21 protein-coding genes are annotated in these 21,641 nt (G+C 69.4%); 12 read left to right on the forward strand and 9 right to left on the reverse strand.

Translation table 11 applies throughout. The features are described from left to right. The first annotated feature begins 312 nt into the window (after positions 1-312). Together VJR25_RS09380 and VJR25_RS09385 are read left to right on the forward strand one after the other, a co-directional pair. The gene (locus tag VJR25_RS09380; protein WP_324114709.1) at positions 313-1,791 is read left to right on the forward strand and encodes an APC family permease; all 1,479 of its coding nucleotides are present in this window, start codon (positions 313-315) and stop codon (positions 1,789-1,791) included. A 235-nt stretch (positions 1,792-2,026) separates the two neighbouring features. Beyond that, positions 2,027-3,865: a hypothetical protein gene (locus VJR25_RS09385; protein ID WP_324114710.1), complete on the forward strand. Its 1,839-nt coding sequence runs from the start codon at positions 2,027-2,029 to the stop codon at positions 3,863-3,865. Positions 3,866-3,869: 4 nt separating this feature from the next. Here VJR25_RS09385 and VJR25_RS09390 read toward each other — a convergent pair whose 3' ends face one another. The 7 genes from VJR25_RS09390 to VJR25_RS09420 all read right to left on the reverse strand — a co-directional run bounded on the left by VJR25_RS09390 (position 3,870) and on the right by VJR25_RS09420 (position 8,921). Then, positions 3,870-4,421, reverse strand: coding sequence for a hypothetical protein (locus tag VJR25_RS09390; RefSeq protein ID WP_324114711.1), 552 nt, complete (start codon positions 4,419-4,421; stop codon positions 3,870-3,872). A gap of 92 nt (positions 4,422-4,513) precedes the next feature. Continuing rightward, positions 4,514-5,269: a zf-HC2 domain-containing protein gene (locus VJR25_RS09395; RefSeq protein ID WP_324114712.1), complete on the reverse strand. Its 756-nt coding sequence runs from the start codon at positions 5,267-5,269 to the stop codon at positions 4,514-4,516. Next, positions 5,266-5,772: a sigma-70 family RNA polymerase sigma factor gene (locus VJR25_RS09400; protein ID WP_324114713.1), complete on the reverse strand. Its 507-nt coding sequence runs from the start codon at positions 5,770-5,772 to the stop codon at positions 5,266-5,268. Before VJR25_RS09400 ends, VJR25_RS09395 begins: the two co-directional genes overlap by 4 nt. A 218-nt stretch (positions 5,773-5,990) precedes the next feature. Continuing rightward, entirely contained in the window at positions 5,991-6,194 is a 204-nt protein-coding gene (locus VJR25_RS09405) for a cold-shock protein (protein ID WP_039395184.1), read from the reverse strand. Positions 6,195-6,321: 127 nt separating this feature from the next. Continuing rightward, the gene (locus VJR25_RS09410; protein WP_324114714.1) at positions 6,322-6,669 is read right to left on the reverse strand and encodes a DUF2200 domain-containing protein; all 348 of its coding nucleotides are present in this window, start codon (positions 6,667-6,669) and stop codon (positions 6,322-6,324) included. 13 nt (positions 6,670-6,682) lie between these two features. Next, complete coding sequence (locus tag VJR25_RS09415; protein ID WP_324114715.1) at positions 6,683-8,368, reverse strand: ABC1 kinase family protein; 1,686 nt, start codon at positions 8,366-8,368, stop codon at positions 6,683-6,685. A gap of 4 nt (positions 8,369-8,372) precedes the next feature. Continuing rightward, the gene (locus VJR25_RS09420; protein ID WP_324114716.1) at positions 8,373-8,921 is read right to left on the reverse strand and encodes a PadR family transcriptional regulator; all 549 of its coding nucleotides are present in this window, start codon (positions 8,919-8,921) and stop codon (positions 8,373-8,375) included. 171 nt (positions 8,922-9,092) lie between these two features. Between VJR25_RS09420 and VJR25_RS09425 the strand changes: the two genes are divergently transcribed. From VJR25_RS09425 to VJR25_RS09470, 10 genes are all read left to right on the forward strand, one after another. Further along, complete coding sequence (locus tag VJR25_RS09425; RefSeq protein WP_324114717.1) at positions 9,093-9,494, forward strand: hypothetical protein; 402 nt, start codon at positions 9,093-9,095, stop codon at positions 9,492-9,494. A gap of 60 nt (positions 9,495-9,554) precedes the next feature. Next, complete coding sequence (locus VJR25_RS09430) at positions 9,555-10,199, forward strand: class I SAM-dependent methyltransferase (RefSeq protein WP_324114718.1); 645 nt, start codon at positions 9,555-9,557, stop codon at positions 10,197-10,199. A 28-nt stretch (positions 10,200-10,227) separates the two neighbouring features. Then, positions 10,228-11,001 (forward strand): alpha/beta hydrolase, encoded by a 774-nt coding sequence (locus VJR25_RS09435; protein WP_324114719.1) that lies wholly within the window; start codon positions 10,228-10,230, stop codon positions 10,999-11,001. A gap of 106 nt (positions 11,002-11,107) precedes the next feature. Beyond that, positions 11,108-11,812: a response regulator transcription factor gene (locus tag VJR25_RS09440; protein ID WP_324114720.1), complete on the forward strand. Its 705-nt coding sequence runs from the start codon at positions 11,108-11,110 to the stop codon at positions 11,810-11,812. Between the two features lie 12 nt (positions 11,813-11,824). Continuing rightward, positions 11,825-12,805 carry a HAMP domain-containing sensor histidine kinase gene (locus VJR25_RS09445; protein WP_324114721.1) on the forward strand — a complete coding sequence of 327 codons (981 nt, stop codon included), beginning with the start codon at positions 11,825-11,827 and terminating at the stop codon, positions 12,803-12,805. A gap of 51 nt (positions 12,806-12,856) precedes the next feature. Then, the gene (locus tag VJR25_RS09450) at positions 12,857-13,654 is read left to right on the forward strand and encodes a hypothetical protein (protein WP_324114722.1); all 798 of its coding nucleotides are present in this window, start codon (positions 12,857-12,859) and stop codon (positions 13,652-13,654) included. Between the two features lie 40 nt (positions 13,655-13,694). Next, on the forward strand, positions 13,695-14,441 hold the full coding sequence (locus VJR25_RS09455) for an ABC transporter permease (protein ID WP_324114723.1): 747 nt from the start codon (positions 13,695-13,697) through the stop codon (positions 14,439-14,441). 106 nt (positions 14,442-14,547) lie between these two features. Next, positions 14,548-14,961 carry an Rv3235 family protein gene (locus VJR25_RS09460; protein ID WP_324114724.1) on the forward strand — a complete coding sequence of 138 codons (414 nt, stop codon included), beginning with the start codon at positions 14,548-14,550 and terminating at the stop codon, positions 14,959-14,961. Positions 14,962-15,066: 105 nt separating this feature from the next. Further along, entirely contained in the window at positions 15,067-15,471 is a 405-nt protein-coding gene (locus VJR25_RS09465) for an Rv3235 family protein (RefSeq protein ID WP_324114725.1), read from the forward strand. A gap of 45 nt (positions 15,472-15,516) precedes the next feature. Further along, the gene (locus VJR25_RS09470) at positions 15,517-16,821 is read left to right on the forward strand and encodes an O-antigen ligase family protein (RefSeq protein WP_324114726.1); all 1,305 of its coding nucleotides are present in this window, start codon (positions 15,517-15,519) and stop codon (positions 16,819-16,821) included. A gap of 61 nt (positions 16,822-16,882) precedes the next feature. Here VJR25_RS09470 and VJR25_RS09475 read toward each other — a convergent pair whose 3' ends face one another. Then, a complete protein-coding gene (locus VJR25_RS09475) occupies positions 16,883-18,715 on the reverse strand; it encodes a DUF4012 domain-containing protein (protein ID WP_324114727.1) in 1,833 nt (610 codons plus the stop codon). Positions 18,716-18,858: 143 nt separating this feature from the next. Beyond that, positions 18,859-21,435 carry a CDP-glycerol glycerophosphotransferase family protein gene (locus tag VJR25_RS09480; RefSeq protein ID WP_324114728.1) on the reverse strand — a complete coding sequence of 859 codons (2,577 nt, stop codon included), beginning with the start codon at positions 21,433-21,435 and terminating at the stop codon, positions 18,859-18,861. Positions 21,436-21,641: the final 206 nt, after the last annotated feature.

Raw genomic sequence — 21,641 nt, forward strand, 5'->3', positions numbered from 1 at the left:
CGTCCAGAATTTGAGGTATACCGAAATCTGATCGTCGCCCTCAACCGCTGCGCATCAGTACCGATCGACGCATCATGCGGGCCGACCGTGAGAGCCGAATGGAATACCTGTCGCGGTCACATGCGTCACGGCGGGGCCCGGGAGCCTTCTCGCAAATAAATCATCTGGTTCCAGATGACAACCGGATCTATGATCGCTTCGGTGCGGCGCACGGCGCCTGCGACCGGGGCTGTCAAGACCAGAGTCGAAGCGGCTCCCCCGCCGTCCCGCAACGGATGCCCCAACCCTCGCGAACCCGAAGAGGAACATGCAATGACGCAAGACAGACTCGAGACGGAGACGTCTCTCCAGCGCGCGATCGACTACGAGAACCACCAGCTGCAGGCAGGCGGCGTCTCCAAGGCCGGATCCGCGCTGATGGCCGTGGCCGGCAGTGCGCCCGCCTACTCGATCGCGGCCAGCACCGCGCTGCTCATCGGCGCGGCCGGGGTGGGTGCGCCGGGTGCCCTGCTCTGGTGCGGCATCCCGATGCTCGGCATCGCGTTCGCGTTCGGCTACCTCGCACGTGTCGACACGCACGCGGGCGCCTCGTTCTCGTGGGTCGCGCGCGGCCTGCACCCGCTGCTCGGCTTCTTCGCCGGCTGGGCGGTCGTGATCTCCGCGACGATCTTCATGGTCGCGGGCGCACTGCCCGCAGGCGCAATGACGGTCGCCCTCTTCGCTCCCGACCAGGCGAACAACACGCTGCTGGTCACCCTGGTCGGATCGGTGTGGTTCCTCGTCATGGCCGCGGCCGTCATCTTCGGCGTGCATACGACCGAGCGCGCCCAGTGGGTCATGTCGATCATCGAGGTCGGCATCCTGGTCGTCTTCGCCATCATCGCCATCCCGCGCGCGATCACGACCTACCACCACGGCCAGGCCTTCTCGTGGGACTGGTTCGGCTTCGGGCACCTCACCACCGCCGGAGTCTTCGTCTCCGCGGCCCTCATCGCGGCCTTCTACTACTGGGGCTGGGACGTCACGGCCAACCTCGGCGAAGAGACGAAGAACGCGCACAAGACCACCGGCTGGGCCGGCATCATCGGCATCATCATCGTGTTCATCCTCTTCGAGGTGTACACGTCGACGTCGCTCGTGATGCTGCCGGGCAAGACCATCCAGGACAACGCGGCCAACGTGCTCGGGGTGCTCGGCGACGCCATCATGCCCGGCATCGGCGGCAAGATCATGATCATCGCGGTGGCCCTGTCGACCATCGCGACCCTCGAGACGACGCTGGTGCAGGTCAGCCGCACGCTGTTCGCGATGGGCCGCGACCGCACGATCCCGTTCGCCTTCGGCCGGATCAACCGCAAGTGGAAGACGCCCGTCTTCGCCACGCTCGTCGTGGTGATCGTCTCGCTGCTGCTGTTCGTGCTCGCGAACGTCTTCGGCGACAGCGTCGGTCAGATCCTCGGCTGGGCGGTCTCGTCGATCGGCCTGCAGATCGCGTTCTACTACTCGCTCGCCGGGTTCGCGGTGGTGATCGGCTTCCGCAAGGTGCTGCTCAAGTCGGTGAAGAACTTCATCCTGATCGGGATATGGCCGCTCGTCGGCGCCGTGTTCATGCTGTACATCTTCATCGCGGCGTTCGTCGACAACATCACCAACGGGGCGATCATCGTCGACTACCTCGGCGTCGGCCTGCTCGTGATCGGCGTGATCCCGCTCGCCCTCTTCTACCGCAAGGCGAAGGAGATCTACTTCACCCGTCGGCCGCTCGAGGTCCCCGAGGACTTCTCGGCGTAACCGGCGAATCGGCGGTGGTGGGTCCCGGACGGGGGCCTACCACCGCCGTCTTTTCGGCCGCGGATTCTCCCTGAGCAGGTCGCTGGAGGAGGCTGTCATTCTGCTGATATGCTCCGGGAATCGACGTGGGCGAAGGGGATGCCGACGTCGTCTGGGGATTCCTCGCGCACGCTCGTGACGCCGCCGTCATGGGCTCCGTGCACCTGGGGTCGCGCAAACGGGGAGAGTGCACGGGATGCTGTCGAAGCAGCTGATTTCACGAATCGGGATCGCGGTGGTCGCCGCGCTCGGAGTCGCCGCGATCGGCGGGCTGCCGGCGTACGCCGACACCGTGACCGACACGATCACGCCCTCGCCGGTCTGCCTCGGTCATGAGTTCACGATCAGCGGAACCAACTGGGGTGCCGGTACCTACGACGTGCGGATCACCGACACCGATTCGGTGAGCCTCCTGGCCGTGGATGCCGCCCCGCAGTTCTCGGTCGGCGACGACGGCACGTTCAGCACGACCTTCACGGCCCGCGCGGATGCCCCGACCGGCTCGTACGACGCCGAGTACTCCCCCGCCGGTCAGGGTACCTGGAGCCCCTTCGCCTCCCCCGTGACGGTGGCCTCCTGCGCAGTCGCCTCGTCCGTTCCGACGATCTCGGGAGCCGCTGTCGTCGGACAGACCCTCACGGCTGACCCCGGCACCTGGCAGGACGGCGCCGCGCTCGCGTACGTGTGGCTCGCGGACGGCACACCGATCGCCGACGCGACCTCCTCGACGCTGGCCATCACCGCGGAGCTCGAGGGCAAGCAGATCAGCGTGCAGGTCACCGGAACGCTGGATCCGCTCGACCCGACCACCCAGAGCTCCGCGGCCACGTCCCGTGTCATCCTCGCCGGCTCTCCGACCATCGCCGGCTCGGCCGTCGTCGAATCGACCCTGACCGCCTCCCCCGGCACGTGGACGACCGGCGCCGCGATCACCTACCAGTGGAAGGCATCAGGAACGGTCATCACCGGCGCCACCGCCAAGACGTTCGTGCTCACCGGCGCGCAGAGCGGCAAGAAGATCACCGTCACCGCGACCGGCGTCAAGGCCGGCTACACGACGGCAGCCAGCACATCCAGCGCGACCGCGTTCGTCATGCGTCCCGCGACCCCGACCGTCTCCGGCTACGCCGCAGTCGGCCTGACACTGAAGGCCGTCACCGGAGCGTGGAGCACCGGAACGAACCTCGCATACCGGTGGAAGGCGAACGGCATCCCGATCACCGGTGCCACGAGCTCGACCTTCACTCTCACCAGCTCCCAGCGCGACAAGCGGATCAGCGTGACCGTCACCGGCTCGCAGTCGGGCTACCCCCCCGTGAGCCGCACCTCGGCATCCACAGCGAAGGTCACGATCGCGGGCAGCGTCTGGATCTCCGGAATCCCGGTGTACGGCGCCACGCTCACGGCACATCCGGGAACCTGGGGCAGCGGGACGACGCTCGCCTACCGCTGGTACCAGAACGGCGTGGCGATCAGCGGGGCCACCGCATCCACGCTGCACTTGGGAACCGCACAGAAGGACAAGAACATCTCCGTTCGCGTCACCGGCAAGCGCACCGGTTACGCCACGGTCGTGAAGTCGTCCGGATCGACCCTGAAGGTCGCCACGGCATCCACCCCCACGATCACCGGGACGAGGCAGGTGGGCAAGACCCTCAGCGCGCACCCGAACACGTGGACGGCGGGAACCTCGTTCTCATATCAGTGGTACGTGGCCGGCACCGCGATCACGTGGGCGAAATCCTCCACCCTCACCCTGACGAACGGGACGAAGGGCAAGCGGATCACCGTCCGCGTGACCGGGCACAAGTCCGGCTACCCGACGATCTCCCGCCTGTCCGCGGCCACCGCAACAATCGCCCCGCAGTGCGACCCGAACTATGCGTGGGCGTGCGTGCCGGTCGCGAGCGACGTGGACTGCGTCGGCGGTGGCGGCAACGGCCCCGCCTACGTGAAGGGGCCGGTACTCGTCATCGGCCGGGACATCTACGGGCTGGACAGCGACGGCGACGGCATCGGGTGCGAAGCCGGCTGATCGGTCAGTAGCTGTAGCCGCTGCCGCCCTTGCCGCTGATCTTCTTGCCGGCGGGGCTCACCACCCACCAGATGCCCTGCACGCCCTGGCCGTTCACGTCGCCCGCGGCGGAGTCACCGGAGTAGGTGTACAGCGGCAGTCCGTTGAGGGTGACCTGGTGCTGACCGCCGGAGACGGCGATCGTGCCGAGGGTGCCGGTGATGCCCGTCGCCGTCGGATGCATGGAACTGGTGGTCAGCGCCGGCCAGAGCCCGGTGCACGCCCCCGCGCACGCGCTCTTGCCGGAGTTCGCGGTGTCGTGGTCGAACACGTAGACCGTCCGGCCCTGGCCGTCGACGACGATCGTGCCCAGCTTGGTGCTCGCGGTGGTGAGGGTGCCGGCGGCGGTCGACGGCTGCGAGGTCGATCCGCCGCCGGACGAAGTGCCGGACGGGCCGCAGCCCGCGAGCGCGAGCACGGCGATGGATGCTGCGGCGAGACAGGCCGCGAGTCGCGTCCGTCCCAGGCGAGGCACGCGCAAGCGGGGCGAAGCCGACGTGTCTGTGATGATTCGCATGATGCCCTCCTCGGGCCACGACGCCAGAAGCGCCGTACGAGGAGAACACGAAGCCGAAGGGGTCCGGGGTTCACTTCATGCCCGGCGCGAGGTCAGCTGGTGCTGTTCACAACGGCGGACAGGAGCACCGTCTTGCCGTCGATGGAGCGCAGCTCGAGCCGCACGATGCTGCCGATCGGCGCGTCGGTCGAGTCCGTGGTGCGCACCACGTCTCCCGGGCCCGCAGACCAGGTGGCGACCCGCTGCGAGCGGCCATCGGCGGTGACGATCCACAGCCCGTAGTCCCAGCGCCTGGTCGTCCCCGACGGGGCCCAGCCGGATGCCTCGTCCCACCGGCAGACCATGCCGATCGAGGTGCCCCACTTCTGGGCGGTGAGCGTGACGTCGGCGGACAGCGGCGACCGTGATGCGGAGTTCGCCGCCTGCAGGCTCGCCGTGACGGTGGTGCCGTTCGGCTCGGTGAGCGCCGCCGGCACGAAGAGCGTGAGCGCGACGACCGCGACCGCCGCGACGGCGGCCACGACCGCAGTGGTCCACCGGCGACGCCGACGGATGCGGCGCACCCGGCCGAGCAGGGCCGGCACCAGATCGGGCGCCGGGTGGGTCACGACGGCGCCGGCGGCATCCGACCCTCCCTCGAGCAGGGCCATCGCCTGCTCTCGCGGCAGGATGCCGAGGAGCGCGGGAACGCCGGCGAGGTCGCCCACGGCGGCGGCGCAGATCGGACAGTCCGCGACGTGCTCCTCGTAGGCACGCCGGTCGGCCGGTGAGAGCGCGCCGAGCAGATAGGCGGCATCCCAGTCGCGGAATCGCTCGTGATCGCGGGCGGTGTCTTCGCGTGCGGTCATCGGGTCACCCCCTTTTCTTGCAGGGCGAGCTTGAGCGCTCGGAGTCCGTAGTGCATGCGGGATTTCACGGTGCCCTCGGGAATGCCGAGCTCCCGCGCGATCTCCGCAGTGGAGCGGCCGCCGTAGTAGGCGTGCACGATCACGGCCCGATGCTCGATCGACAGCTCGGACAGCGCATCGGCGACGAGCCAGGCGTCGAAGCGGGCGTCGATGTCCTCTTCGCGGGGCACGTCGGGCAGCTCGTCGGTCGCGACCTCGTGCACGTTCTTCGCGCTGCGGACGCCGTCGATGACGAGGTTGTGCGCGACGGTGAACAGCCATGCGCGGGCGGATGCCTCGCTCTGGTCGAGCACGGCGGGCTTGCGCCAGGCGCGCAGCAAGGTCTCCTGCACGATGTCGTCGGCGTTGAGGGTGCTGCCGGTCAGCGAGATCACGTACCGGCGCAGGGCGGGCGCGTGCTCATCGTGCAACGCACGCAGCAGTGCCGCGTCATCCGCCGCCATGATTCACCTCCGGCCCCTCACACGCTCCAGTGTGCGCGCTCCGCCCGCATGGCGGGGCGCATGAGTGACACGAGGCGGAGGGCCGCGCGGTTCATCGGCGTGCAGAGCGCCGGATTCGTGCAGAATGCCGGATGCCATGCGGAGAGGATGCCACTCCCCGCCGACATCGGCAGACGTCGTCAGCCGGAACCCCGTTCGGGTTCCGGCTGACGATCAGATCACAGCGCCTGGATGTTCGCTGCCTGCATGCCCTTGGGTCCGCGCTCGGCGTCGAATTCGACCTTCTGCCCCTCCTGGAGCTCCTTGAACCCGTCGCCTGCGATCGCGCTGTAGTGCGCGAACAGGTCGGCCGAGCCGTCGTCGGGTGCGATGAATCCGTAGCCCTTCTCGGAGTTGAACCACTTCACGGTGCCAGTAGCCATCGTGTCTTTCCTTCTTGTTGTTCGGGCCGCCTGGGCGACCGGGGTGCCGCGCCGACGAATGCGGCGCAGACGATTGCTGGGCGACGGGACGCCGTCGCGTGGGAGGCGATGCCGGATGCGGGCATCCTCATGCTGTGCGCAGGATCTTCTCCATCGCTTTGCCCCGTGCGAGCTCGTCGACGAGCTTGTCGAGGTAGCGGATCTTCTGCATGAGCGGGTCTTCGATCTCCTGCACGCGCACGCCGCACACGACCCCCGTGATGAGGGACGCGTTCGGATTGAGATGTGCCTCGGCGAAGAAGTCCGCGAAGGTCGACTCGTCGGCGAGCTGCTGCTTCAGCGCTCCCTCGTCGTAGCCGGTGAGCCAGCGGATGACCTCGTCGAGCTCGTCCTGGGTGCGCCCTTTCTTCTCCACCTTCGTCAGGTAGAGCGGGTACACGGACGACACGCTCGTCCCGAAGATCCTGTGCTCCACAGGACCAGCGTACTCAGCGGCGGCCCAGAGCGCCCGCGAACAGCGCATGAAGAAGCGGAACGACCGATACGGACATGAACACGATCCCGGTCGGGACGTTCTCGGGCAGCATCAGGATGCCCCCCACGAGCAGTCCCGCGAAGATCACCGCCGACATCACCCGGCGCCCGGTGCGCTCCAGCCGCGCGAGCTTGCGGTCGAGGGCCGGCGTGGACACCTCGATGCGGCCTTCCTCGATCCGCGTGATCACCGAGTCGATGCGCTGCGGCAGGCGAGCCGTGACGCCGAGCGTCGTCCACACCTCCTTCAAGACGTCCTGCACGACGTTGCCGCCCTCCTCCGAGAGGAGGCGTGCGGCGAACGGCTCGATGGCACTCCAGATGTTGAACTGCGGGTCCAGGGCGCTGCACACGCCGGAGGTCAGCGACATCGCGCGGATCACCAGCAGGAAGTTCTCCGGAAGCTGGAACGGCAGCGACCGGACGACATGGCCGAACTCGTCGCCGAACTCCCGGAACTCCTTCGGGTCGATGTCGCGCAGCTGCGCGAAGCCCATGCCCCCGAAACGGTCGAAGAGCTGCGTGAGCGCCCGCTCGAGCGAGAGCGTGTCGGCGGAGGGCAGCAGCATCCCGACGTCCTGGATGCCGGCGACGAGTCCCTTGCCGTCGCGCGCCGCCACGGCGATGAGCAGGCGCCGCAGCCCGCTGCGCAGCGTATCCGGGATCTCGCCCATCATGCCGAAGTCGACGAACGTCAGCCGCCAGGCGGCATCCTTCTCGGTCGCCGGTTTCGAGAGCGGCGTCACGAAGATGTTGCCGGGGTGCGGGTCGGCGTGGAAGCAGCCATGCGTGAACAGCTGCTCGAACATCACTTCGGCGAACGTCGCCGCCACGGCGGCGGGGTCGATGCCGGCGGCGCGCAGGCCGTCGACGTCGTTGATCTTGATGGCGGTGACGTCCGAGAGCGTGAGCACGCGCCGCGTGGTGCGCTCCCAGGCGACGTCGGGGGCGCCGACGCGCGGATCCTCGGCGAAGGCCGCGGCGAACGTCTCCGCGCTCTGCGCCTCGTGCAGGTAGTCGATCTCCAGCAGGCTCGTGTGGGCGAACTCCTCGACGAGCGCCGGCGCATCCACGTGCGACGAGACGACCCGGATGTGACTGAGCCACCGCGCCGCGCGGCGCAGGGCTGCGAGGTCGATCTCGACGATCTCGTCGATGCCGGGCCTCTGCACCTTGACGATGACATCCGTGAATCCGGTCTCGGCGGCGTGCTCCGCGGTCAGCCGCGCCCGATGGGCCTGGCCGAGGGAGGCCGCCGCGACCGGGAACGGCTCGAACCACGCGTACGCGCGGTCCAGCGGCATGCCGAGGTCCTCCTCGGCGAGCGCACGGATGCGCTCGAACGAGGCGGCCGGCACCTCGTCCTGAAGCCCGGCCAGCTCGTCGGTGATCGCCGGGGGCAGCACGTCCAGTCGTGCGGACAGGAACTGACCCACCTTGATCATGAGCCCGCCGAGGTCGATGGCGAGCCGGTGGAACCGGCGCGCGGTGCGCGTGAGGCGCGCCGTCCGCCCGGCTGCCGCCTGCCGGCCGAAGCCGACCCGCGGCAGCACGAGCTCGTACCACCACATCTGCGCGATCACGCCGAGCTCGAAGCGCAGGATGCGGCGGTAGCGGGCGTATCCCGATATCGCGGGCACGCGGTCAGCCCTGCGCGAGGATGCCGTAGAGCTTGCGGCGCGCCTCGTCGAGCACGGCGACGGCCTCGGCGATCTGCTCCGGGCCGGCCGTGCGGCCGACCTGCGCCGCGACCTGCATGAGTTCGATGCCGGCCTTCGGCAGGGCGACGTGCTCGCGTGCGGACGTGGCCTCCCACGGGGCCGGGCGGTCGGCTGCGGCCTCGGCCTCGGCGCGTCCGGACTCGGTGAGGGAGTACGTCTTGCGGCCGCCGGACTCCTCGGCCGTGATGAGCCCCTCGTCCGCGAGCATCTGCAGGGTCGGGTAGACGGAGCCGGCACTGGGCTTCCACGAGCCGTGGCTGCGCTGCTCGATCTCGCTGATGATCTGGTAGCCGTGCATCGGCTGCTCGGCGAGCAGGGCGAGCACAGCGGCGCGCACGTCGCCGCGGGACATCCGCGGAGTCACGCGCTGCTCGAACGTGGAACGCAGCTGGTTGAGGGCGTCCCACAGAGCCTGACCCGGCTGCCCATTGCCGAAGCCCCGGCCGAAACCGCCCGGAAAGGTGTCGCTCATGATGACCTCCTGGTGCCGAGTATCCGAAACTCAGCGATACATAACGATATATCGCTCGGCGTGCCCGCGGTAGGGGTTTGCCTCCTCCAAGGCCTAGCCCGCGTTCGACCCGGCATCCGCCGGGCACGCCCCTCTTGAACCGATCCTGCTTTCCGAGAAACAGACACCACCATGAACGATCTGCTCTGGAGCGACGACGAATTCCGCTCCTTCTTCGCGCTGCTGCGACGCGACTCCTGCACCTCATGCCTGGACGACACCGATCGCGCCGGCTTCGTGCAGCAGGCGCGACTGCGCGTCGCGCCCACCGTGCAGCGCCGGCTGCTCGCCGACATCGGCATCGCCGCGGACGCGTCGGGCATCGCCGTCGTCGCCCTCGACGTGCTGGGCGACGAAGTCTGGGGCAAACGGGGCACCTGGCTCATGATCACTCCGGAGCCGTGGGCGCTGCTCGCCGACCTCGTGGCGCGCCGCATCCGCCGCTCGTATCGTGCGAGCACCCGCCGGGCGGCCGACGAGCGCGTGCTCCGCGGCATCGAACGGGCCGGCACCGCCGACGGGCTCACCGGATGACCCGAGCATTCCCGGCGGCATATCCTGCAGGCAGCAGCATCCGATCCGAAAGGCCCCGCCATGAGTGACGCGCAGCACGCCGGCCCGGACGCCGCGACGTACTGGGAGGAGCGCTACGCGGGCGCCGGACCGGTCTGGTCCGGCCGGGTGAACGCCGTGCTCGCCGATGTGGCGGCGACGCTTCCGGCGGGCACGGCGCTGGACCTCGGCTGCGGGGAGGGCGGGGATGCCGTCTGGCTCGCCGAGCACGGGTGGACGGTCACCGGGGTGGACATCTCCTCGACCGCGATCGCCCGCGGAGAGGCGGCGGCGCGGGACCGAGGGCTGGGTGGGGACCGGCTCCGGTTCGTCACGGCCGACCTTTCGACATTCGACACGGATGCCCGTTTCTCACTGATCAGCGCCTGTTTCCTGCACTCGCCGACGATGCTCGACCGCGTCGCCGTCCTGCGCCGTGCGGCGGGGTTCGTCGACTCCGGCGGACACCTCCTCCTCGTCTCGCACGCCGCGCCGCCGCCGTGGGCGACACAGCTGCACGAGCATCGCGCCGAACTGCTGCCGCCGGATGAAGACCTCGCGCGTCTGGCGCTCGACCCCGCCCTGTGGGAGACCCTGATCTGCGAGGTGAGACAGCGCGCGGCCGTGGGTCCGGACGGCACGACCGCGACGCTCGACGATGGGGTGATCCTGCTGCGCCGTCGCTGATGTCGGAGGCCGGTGATTGCATGGCGTCATGAGCACAGCAACCTCCGCCGACGGCACCCGCATCGCGTTCAGCACGCTCGGGGACGGGCGCACGGTCGTGATCGTCAACGGCGCACTGTCCGTCGCCTCCGACGCCATCCCCCTCGCCGAAGCATTGCGGGATGCCGGCTTCCGCGCCGTCACGTGGGATCGCCGGGCCCGAAACGGCAGCGGCGACAGACCCGGCTCATCGCCGGAGGACGAAGTCGCCGACCTCGCGGCAGTGATCGAGGCGGCCGGCGGCACCGACGCCGTGCTGGGTCATTCGTCCGGCGCGATCCTCGCCCTGTACGCCGCGTCACGGGGAGTGCCGACGGGCGCGCTGTTCCTCTCCGAGCCGCCGATCCAGTTCGAGGACGACGGCTACGGCGACGATCTCGCCGCGCGCCTCCAGCAGCTCGTCGACGACGGCCGGCCGGACGAGGCCGTCGCGACGTTCCAGCTCGATGCCATCGGACTCCCCCGCGAGATGGTCGATGCCGGCCGCACGAACGGGATGCTGGCGGCCCTGGCCCCGCTCGGGCAGTCGACGGTCTACGACACCCAGCTCACACTGCGGGTCAAGCGGCCGGGCGCCGAGCTGCTGACGGTTGCGCAGCCCGTGACCGTGCTGCGCGGGGAGCAGACGTTCCCGTTCCTCATCGGGTCGTCCGATCGCCTGGCCGCCGAAATGGACGGCGCCGAACTCGTCGTCGTGCCGGAGTCGATCATGCACCGCCCTGACCCCGCCGCCACGGCGCGGGTCATCGCCGAGCGACTCTGAATCGAACGACGCGCTCGCATCATCGCGTTGCCGCCGTTCGGGGTTCCTGACCCTCGGAACGGCGGGCATGATCGTGTGGGCGAGCGTCCCGCACTAGCATGGCCCCGTGACCGGCGGCACTCTTTCCGACCACGATGCTCCCGAGTCGGGTGCCATCCGTCCATACCTGCTGCTCATCGAGGACGACCCCAAGCTGGGCCCGCTGACGGCGAAGGTGCTGTCCACGTCGTTCGAGGTCGAGCTGGTGGCGGACCCGGACAAGGGACTCGCCCGGGCCCTGAGCGGCGACCACGATGTGATGGTCATCGATCGCCGGCTGCCGCATGGCGACGGTGTCTCGATCGTGCAGCAGGCCCGCGAGCACCGCATCGTCTCGCCCATCCTCATGCTCACGGCTCTCGGCACGACGGCGGACAAGGTGGACGGGCTGGATGCCGGTGCCAACGACTACCTCGTCAAGCCGTTCGAGTTCGACGAGCTCAAGGCGCGCCTGCGCGCCCTCACGCGCACGTTCGATCCGCAGGGCAAGTCGCTGCCGATCGGTGACTGGACGTTCTACCCGGACGACGACTTCGTGCACTCGCCGTATCTCGGCCGCGTGCTGCTCACGCCGCGCGAGTCCTCCCTGCTGCGACTGCTGGCCGAGCATCCGGAGCGCACGTTCAGCCGCGAGCAGATCCTGCGAACCGTGTTCAACTCCGATGACCAGCCCGGCACCGTCGACACCTACGTGCACTACCTGCGTCGCAAGACCGAACGCGACATCATCCTGACCGTCCGGCACAAGGGCTACCGGCTCGGCCAGCTGTGAGCGGCGGCTGACATGAGAAGCAGCGGCACCCGGCCCCGCAGCGCCGACGCCTCCGCGATCGCGCGCGCATCCCGCATCGTCACCGCCCAGATCACGGCCGTCGCCGCCGTGATCGTCGCGCTCGTCGTGATCGTCTCGGTGACGTATGTGATCCACCAGTCGCAGCCGCGGGAACGGCTCGAGAAGCCGCCGCCGGGCGAGACGCGCATCTACGCCGACGCTCAGACGGTGTGGGTCGCCCTCGTGGTGGTCGGGGCGGGAGCCATCATCGTCGCCGCGCTGCTGAGCTGGCTCATCGCCCGTCGCGCCGTGCGCCCCCTCGGCGAGGCACTCCGCATGCAGCGGACGTTCGTGGCGGACGCCAGCCACGAGCTGCGCACCCCGCTGACGGTGATCGGAGCGCGCGTGGAGGTGCTCAAGCAGGAGCTCGACGCCGGCGAGGATCCGACCGAGAACCTCGACGAACTGCGCTCCGACGTCAACGCACTCGGCGACGTGATCACAGACCTGCTGCTCGCTTCCTCCCCCCGGGAGGACACGGCTGAGCCGTACGCGGTCGCGGAGGTCATCGAGCCGACAGCGGACGACCTGCGCCTGCTGGGCCGGGCACGCGGTGTCCGGCTGAACGTGACCGCGGATGCGGGTGTCACCACGCGCGTCCCCACCGCGACGCTGCGCCGGAGCGTCGTCGCCCTCGTCGACAACGCGATCGTCCACTCTCCCGACGGGAGCACGGTCGACATCACCGTCAGACGGGCCTCGCGCGGAATGTTCGCCCTGATCGTCACCGACCACGGCCCGGGCCTCATCGGCATCGACAAGTTCCGCATCTTCGAGCGCTTCGCCCACAGCGACACCGGCGCCGTGCGCACGGGCTTCGGGCTGGGGCTGGCGCTGGTGCGTGATCTCGCCGACCGACACGGCGGCCGGATCGAGGTCACCGACACGTCATCCGCGGGAACCACGTTCACTCTGACGCTGCCAAGTGCCTGAACACGCCCGCATCTGAGTCGTTTCTCAGAGCCCGCTGCCTTCACTGGTGGGATGCAGCCTCTCGTGACCGGCCACCGGGATCACGCCCCGCGCCGGCCGGCGTTGCAGCGGGTTCCCGATCCGACCCCGCTGTTCTGGGCGACCAAGGCGGTGTCCACCGCACTGGGCGAGGCGGCGTCCGACTTCAGCATCCACGTCATGCCGCCCGTGGTGGCCGTGCTGTGCGGCTTCGCCGCGTTCGTGGTGGCGCTGACGATCCAATTGACCCGGCACCGCTACCGGCCGTGGGCGTACTGGCTGACGGTCGCCATGGTGGGCGTGTTCGGCACGATGGCCGCGGACGTGGTGCACGTGGTGCTCGGGGTGCCGTATCTGCTGTCCACGGCGTTCTACGCGCTGGTGCTGGCGACGGTGTTCGTGCTGTGGCGGCGGGTGGAGGGGACGCTGTCCGTGCACGCGGTCACCACCCCGCGCCGCGAGCTGTTCTACTGGGCCGCGGTCGTCGCGACGTTCGCGATGGGCACGGCTCTGGGCGACCTGACGGCCTACAGTCTGGGGCTCGGCTACGTCACGTCGATCGCGCTGTTCGCCGTCGTGATCGTGGTGCCGGCGCTCGGATACCGGCGCTGGAGCTGGAACGCCGTCTTCAGCTTCTGGTTCGCGTACGTCGTGACGCGGCCGCTCGGGGCATCCGTCGCCGATTGGCTCGGCAAGCCGACCGCGGACGGCGGCCTCGGGATCGGCGGCGGCTGGGTGACCCTCGTGTTCGCGCTCGTCATGGCGCTGCTCGTCGGCGTCATGTACGTGCCCATCTCGCGCCGCCGGTCACTGCAGGACGACCTCGCCTGACCTTCCGCGCCGCGCCTCCGCCGCATTCTAGGCTCATACCGTGACGACGACGGTGCTGATCTCCACCCTCATCGGCGTCGCCGTGCTGATCGCCGTGGCGACGGGCGTGCTCGCGCTGTTCGGCGCGCCGCACCGCTGGGCCGCCGCGCTCGCCGTGCTGCGCGGGATGCTGCAGCTCGCCGTCGTCAGCGTCATCCTCACGGGCGTCATCACGAGCGGCCTCTGGGTGGGGCTCGCGCTCCTCGTGATGTTCGTGGTGGCATCCTCGACCGCCACGCACCGGATCGGATGGTCGCGTCGGCACGGCCTGATGATGTTCTCGTCGATGGCCGCCGGCATCGTCGTGACGCTCGGGGTGGTCTTCGCCACCGGCGCCATCGAGTTCTCCGCGCGCTACGTGCTGGCGATCGGCGGCATCGTCATCGGCAACTCGATGAGCATCGCCACCCTCGCCGGGCGCCGGTTCACCGAGCTGACCATCGACAAGTGGGACGAGGTCGAGGGGTGGATGTCGCTCGGCGCCACGCCTCGGCAGTCCACCCGGGAGCTGGCCCGGCAGGCGGTCTATGCGGCCCTCATCCCCTCGACCGACCAGACGAAGACGACGGGCCTCGTGACGCTCCCCGGCGCGTTCGTCGGTGCGATCTTCGGTGGCGTCTCGCCCCTCGAGGCGGGCCGGTTCCAGATCGTCGTGCTCGCGGGGATCATGGCCGCCGGGGCTGTGACCGCGGTGCTGGTGGCGCTCTGGCTGGCACCCGTCCGGGTGAAACCCGTCGCCCTGCGCTGAGCCGGCCGAGTTATCCACAGGCCGACGGCCGCCGGTTGAAGCGGCATCCCCACTGCGTGTTGCATGGTGCGACAAGACCAGTCGTCGACCGCTCAGGGGGAGCACCATGACGCTGCACGCCGTCCCGACGCCGATCAACCCTGCCCCGCGCTCCGGCGCGGCAGGCGAGCGGACTGACCCGCTGCCGGACCCGACGCCGCTGCTGCGCAACCTCACCCAGGGCGTCCTCGAGGTCATCGCGGGGATGCGCCCGATCGAGCATCTGGCGCGCTGGGTGTCGGAGGAGGCGTTCCGCACCCTGGTGATCCGCTCGAATCTCGCAGCGCGGGCCCGCAGTGCGCGCGGCGTCCGCGCCACGACCTCTCCCCTGGTCGTCACCACGGTGCGCTGCACCTGGCCCGCCGACAATGCCGTCGAGGCGACTGTCATCGTGGCGGGCCGGGCCCGGACGCGTGCGGTGGCGATCCGGCTGGACGAATTCCGCGGTCGGTGGCGCGCGAGCAGCATCGCACTGCTTTAAGAGGATTCTCATAGATAGACGGGGTCGAGAATGCTTCCTGAGAGTTTCTGATGTGTTCAAATGAATCAGCTGGAAGCAAGGATGCCTGAGAGCCGAGGAGAGCGAATGCCTGCGACATCTGCGAAAGCCCTCACGTGGGATGAGGATGACCGTCGCCGCCCGGTCGCCGCGCTGCCCGATCCGGAGGCGCTGATCCGGAACCTCACCCGCGGGGTCCTCGAAGTGCACGCCGGCGTGCGCGAGCCCGCTCAGCTGGCCCGCTTCCTCGCGCACGAGCCCTACCAGCGGCTCATCGAGCACACCCTGCTCGCGGCGCGCGGCCGCAGCCGGCGCACCGAGCCCGCAGTCAGGCAGGCCTATGACGTCGTCAGCGTGCGCTGGACGGCCCCGGTCGCGGAAGCCATCGAGGCCGCGGTCGTCGTGCGGACCGCCGATCGGGTCCGCGCGATCACGATGAGGCTCGAGTCGTCCGGCTCCCGCTGGCGCGCGACATCGATCGTCGTCGTCTGACCGACCTCCCGGCTGACGAGGCACCCTGCCGGTACCCTGAAGGCGATGACCTCGCCCTCTCCGGCCGCCCCGACGCGGTGGCTTCCGGCGCTGCTCCACTCCGCCGGGATGGCGCGGGCGTTCACGCTCGCCGCCTTCGCGGCGGTGCTGTCCACCAACGCGATCCAGTGGCTGGCCGGCACCGTGACCTACGTCGCGGTGGTCGTCGGGCTGTGTCTCATCGGTCTCGGGATGCTGATCGCCCGCCGGCAGGAGATCCGGTTCCTGCATCTGGTGCCGATCTCGCTGCTCGCCTTCGTCGGCTGGTGCGCGATCAGTGCGTTCTGGAGCGATTCCCCGTCGAACACCGTCATCGGCACCATCTCGCAGCTCGGCATCGCGTTCCTCGCCATCGTCGTCGGGCATGTGCGCGACACCCTCCAGACCGCCCGCGCGCTCGGGGACGTCATGCGCTGGCTGCTGTCCATCTCGCTCGGGCTCGAGATCGTCATCGGCATCCTGCTGCCCACTCCCCTGCACCTGTTCGGAATCGACGGGAACATCGCAGAGCTCGGGCCGATCGAGGGCATCTTCGGATCCCGCAACATGCTCGGCTTCGTCGCCGTGCTCGCCCTCGTGACGTTCTTCATCGAGTGGCGCAGCGCCTCGGTCTCGCCGCGGCTCGCCGGGTTCTCCGTCGCCCTCGCCGGCATCCTCGCGGTGCTCAGCCGCTCCCCCACGGTGTTCGTGCTCGCCGCCGCCGTCGGACTCGCGACCGCGGCGCTCACGCTGGTGCGGCAGGTGCGGCCGCACAACCGCCCCGTGGTGCAGTGGGTGCTCGGCGTGGCCGTGGTCATCGGCGTCGTCACCGCCTACCTGCTGCGCCACCAGATCATCCGCGCAGCCGGGTCGGAATTCTCGATCCGCGCCAACCTGTGGCGCACGCTGGCGCCCTACGTGCGCACCTACCCGGTGCAGGGCTTCGGCTGGTTCGGCCCGTGGCCGGGCGACCAGTACCCGTTCGACACGATCAACTACCTGCTCGACCGCAACTACACGACCTCGCTCAACGGCTACGCCGACCTGCTGCTGCAGGTCGGCTGGGTGGGCCTGTTCCTGTTCGTCGGCCTCGCCGGGGTCGCCGTCGTGCGCTCGTGGCTCGTCGCCAGCCAGCGCGGCTCGATCGTCTACGCCTGGGTGCCGCTCGTTCTCGTCACGATCCTCACCAACTCGGTGTTCGAGAGCGTCGCACTGTTCGGTGCCGGGTGGATGATCCTCGTCGTCTGCGCGGTGCGGGCCGGGCAGACCCGCTCGTGGCGGGAGCGGCTGTCCGCCTCGACACCGGACGAGCCGCTGCCGCACAGGGCGTGAATCCGCGGGCCCGCGCGTTCTCGGAGGGTCGCGCACGCCTCGGCGGGAACCGCCGGGGCCCCTACTTGCCGGTGGTGACCAGGCTCGCGCAGGTCGGCGAGACCGTGGTGTTCGCGACGGGGGTCACGGTCGGGGTGGTCGCGATCGAGAACGGACCGCGCACGCCCTTGGGGATCGTGCTCGTGTAGGACACCGTCTTGCTGGTGCCGGACGGCACGAAGATGCGGATGCTCTGCACGTTGCGGCCGTCCTCGAAGCCGATCTTGGCGTCCCACGGCGAGTCTCCGCCGAGTGGCGCCACACCGGTGATGGTCGATCCGGGGGGCGCGAAGTACATCACGTCGTCGACCAGCGTGGTTCGCGGCAGGTTGTACTTGGGGCGGTGGCTGAGCTGGTAGCTCGCCAGTCCCAGCAACGGCGCGTTGTTCGTGAGCGTGATCGACTCGGTCATCGTGCCGGCCGCGGCGTTGCAGGTGAGCGTCACCTTCGTCTTCATGAAGTACTCGAGCTTGCTGTAGTTCGCGTCGTTCAGGAAGATGCCGGCTTGCGTCGTCTTCTTGTTGGTCGTCTCGAGGTCGCCCTGCATGCCGAACTCGTTCGCCATCTTCTGCTCGGCGGGGCGAAGGAACCAGGCGTGCAGACGGTCCTGCTTGATCGCGGTCTGGAACTCGGCGAGCATCTTCATGAGGTCGTAGTTGCCGGACGAGACCTTCGCGAACACCTTCTGGGCGACGCTCCCGAAGAAAAGGTCCTGCGCCGCGTTGCCCTTGTAGCGCTTGTAGGCGTCGTTGAGCAGCGCATCGACCACGTTCGTGGAGTCGAGCGTGCGCCCGTCGTGGGACTTGATCGGCCCGGTCACCTTCAGCATGTACGACAGCACCACCGGGTCGAGCGAGATGACGCCGTCGAGGTGACCGCCGCGGGCGATGTTCCACAGCGAGTCGAAGGCCTCCGCCGTCGTGGTGAAGTTCGGGGTGCGCGTGAAGTTGCCGAAGCCCTTGAACGTGTCCGCCTCGTACAGCGCCTGCGTCTCGTACGGCGGATAGATGACCTGGATGTCGCGCGGGAAGCTGAAGGTGCTCGTCTGCCCCTCGAGCTTGAAGTGGCCGTCGTCGATCTGGATGATCGCGGTGGCGGCGGGAAGGCCCCCCTGCGCACGCGCCTCGGCGAGGTTCTGGAAGATCAGCATGTAGGTGCGCTTCTCATGCGCACCGGCGATATCGAGCAGCGTGGGCAGGTAGTGCTCCACAGTGTCGAGGGCGGGCCCGGCCTGGTCGACGATCTTGGTGAGCGAGGAGATCGCGTCGCTCACCACGGGCAGGATGTTCTTGCGGTCGACGCCCGCCAGGGTCGTCTTGGCCTCGGCGAAGGCGGTGCGGATCTGGGGCAGCGAGCCGCTCGCGGCGACCACGGGCTCGAGGTTGATCCCGCCCCCGTTGACCGACATCTTGTCGATCTTCAGTGCCCCGAGCAGCTTGACGCCCGCCGGGAGCGCGCCTTCGGCGAGGATGTTGGTCGCCTCGGTGGCGCGGCGCACCGCGTCGACGTTCGCTCCGACGAGGGGCACCTTGACGGCGAGGTCCCAGAGCGGGCCGTTCACCGTGTCCGCCGCGTTCTGGGTCTGTGCGAGCACGTCGTCGCCGACCTTGGCGATCTGTGCCGAATCGCCGTTCTTCACGTAGTGCATGATCGACGAGAGCTGCGCCTTCGCCGAGTTCAGGTCGTTCTCCACCGACACGGCCTGCGCCGCGAAGATCCCGGCCACGACGACGGCGCCGCCGATGATCACAAGCGGGACGCCGAGGAACCACGGCCATCGCCGGCCGCGCTTGCGCGCGGCGTGACGACCGCCACGATCCGCACGATAGCGGCCGGGATGAGGGTTTTTGGGCACCAGACGACACTATCGCCCGACGACTGGGATGCCGCCCAGAGGCGCCCCGGACGGAGCAGGGAAGCGCCCGGGACCATGCCCATACCCGCATGGATCACGGGTGACGCCGCCGCGTCGGTCGCACCGGCGAGCGGAGCCGGCGGTCACTGCCAGCGATCGGGGGCCGCTCCGCGACAGCGCTCATCGAGATCGCGGCGGGTCCGCGCTTCGAGCATCGCACGGTGCACGCGCTCCCGGTTGCGGCCGTCGCGGACGGGGAACGTGCGCTCCATGCGCTCCCGGTACTCACCGGCGACGCCGTTCTGCCAGGCATCCGCGATCGCATCCGCCGCCTCGTCCGCCGTCTCTGCGACCGGACCGAATCCGTGCGTCGGGTAGGCGAAGTACGCAGTGCGCTCGGTGTGGCCGGCCGCGTACTCCTCCTGATCGAACTGGTAGTAGACCACCGGCCTGTGCAGGTAGGCCGCGTTGAAGGCGACCGACGAATAGTCGGTGACGAGCACGCGCGCCCCGACGACGACCTCGCGGACATCCTGATCCGCGTACGAGAACACCTCGATCTCGGACGGCAGGTCGAACTCGTCCAGGTAGGGGCGCATGTTCGGATGCGGCATGAAGATGAGCCGGGCGCCCCGCTCGCGCCGCAGTGCGAGAAGCCGGTCGTCGTGCAGAAGGTCGCTGAGCGCCGCTCCGTAGCGGGTGTCGCTCAGCACCCGCGTCTGCGGCCTGTCATCGGTGCTCGCACCGAGATCACCGACCAGGTAGTCCCGCCAGGTGGGCATGATGACGACGTTCTCGCCCTGCCCCCCGTCCGCCGCAGCCCGTTCCAGCAGCACGTCGAATCGCGGAAGCCCGGTCAGACGCACCTCCTTCGCACCCAGCCGGTAGGGCGAGCAGGAGCTGATGTAGTCGTACTCGGCCTCGGTGGAGGTCACCAGCACGTCCACCCGCTTCGTGTTCAGCCACAGCGAGAGGTCGCCCTTGATCACGCCGTGCTGCAGGAACGTGAACGTGTACCGGGCCGGCCGGTACTTGTTCGGCAGGGCGCCGGTGATGAAACGGTCGGCGTGACTCGATGCGAGGTGGTCGGCATTCACGAGCAGCGCGTAGAACTCGGGTGATCCGTACGCGACCAGCCGTGCCCCGCGCTTGCTCAACCGGTGCCAGTCGCGGGTGCCGCGGCGCACGATGAACCAGGCGTTCACGTCGGGGTGGTTCTCCCTGACCCACCAGTACATGTCCTCGGCGCTGTCGTTGGCATCGATCTCACGGTCGATGAACGCCCACGCGTGCGCGAACTTCGATGCGAGCCTCGGCGAGCGCACGGCGAGGTCGCGCCGGAGGAGCGAGAGGAGCTGCCCCTGGAGTCGGCGCCGGATCGCGTCCCGCACCCGGGCGACCCGCGTTCGCACGGCGGCCGAGCGCGGCCCCGTCTCGAAGGCGCCGCCGGTGCCGTCGGCGGGCTCCGCAACCGCCTCGACGGGCACGCCGTCGAGGCTCAGCCGCACGTCGGCGTCGTCCGGCACCCAGAGCGTGCGCTCCCACGCGATCGGGCGGCCGACGTACTCCAGCTCCTGCACCTTGGTGAACCGCGGCTCGATGATCCGGCCGTCCGACACGAGCTCCTCGGCGGGCACGGGTCCGACGAACCGGTACACGAAGGACTTCAGCCCGCGCAGCCGGTCATCCGCCCCGCGGTACACGTCGGAGTGCCCGCTGCCGCGCTTGGCGAGCAGAAGGGCATCCCGCATCCACTGCGCCACCGGCATCAGGTCGAACGATCGGATGGCGTCCTCGTCCACGTGCTGCAGGTAGCCCGGGATGAGGTCGCGGAGCTCGTCGTGCATCGTCTCCGGGTACGACGCCTGCCGCACGGCCGTCGTCTGCGAGGACCGCAGGATCCAGAACTGGTCGTACAGGAAGAGGTTCTGGGTCCAGCGAGGAAGCGGGCGCCCGAGCCGCTCGGCCTCGGCGATGACGCCGTGGAACCCGTAGCGGATCGTGTCGGTGTACTTGCGCGGATCCGCGAAGCTCGACTGGATCGTGGACGAGGCATCCGCCCGCTGACGGTAGTGATAGTCCGCCTGAGGGACGAACACGACCACCGGACGTTCGCAGTTCAGCAGGTAGCGCGAGATGAAGCTGCCGTCCTCGAAGCGCAGCCGCAGCTCCTCCGGGAAGGTGATGCCCGCCCGGCGGACGACGTCCGCGCGCACGAACCCGGACGTGACGTGCGGCTGGATCCACTCGGGGTCGCGCTCGAGATCGACGACCTTCTCACCGCCGCGGAACCGGTCGGTCAGCGCGTGCGTGTCCTTGACCTCTCCGACGTCTTCGTGCCACATCAGCAGGCGGCACGAGATCACCGCGGCATGGGCCGCGGACGCCCTCTCCGCGGCTGCCGCGACCAGCTCGAAATACTCGTCGGACAGGACGTCGTCCGGGTCGGGGAACGTGAGCCAGTCGCCATCGGCCGCCGCGAGTCCGAGGTTGCGCGCGGATGCCTGCCCGCCGTTCGGCTTCGAGAGCACCGTCACGTTCGCACGATCCCGGGCGAACTCCTGCGCGAGCTGAAGCGTGCCGTCGGTCGAACCGTCGTCGACGAGGATGACCTGCAGCCGGTCGAGCCCGTAGGTCTGACGTTCCAGGGACGCCAGGAACTCGGGGAGATATCTCTCGACGTTGTACATCGGGGAGATCACGGAGAACTGATGGCCCACCGCACGAATCTATCCGATGCCCGATCCGGGCATCGGACAGCGTCCTCAGCCGAGAGCTCTTCAGCCGCGGCCGCGGGCCTTCGCGACGAGGCGGGCGAGCCGCCGGCGCCAGAGGCGGACGCGCCAGCGCGTCCGCAGCCACGGCGCGCCGAGCGGACCGGGAACCGGCTTCCAGACGCGAACCTCGTCGGCCCGGGCGGGAATGG

The organism is Microbacterium sp., from assembly GCF_035277845.1.
Classification (GTDB): Bacteria; Actinomycetota; Actinomycetes; order Actinomycetales; family Microbacteriaceae; genus Microbacterium.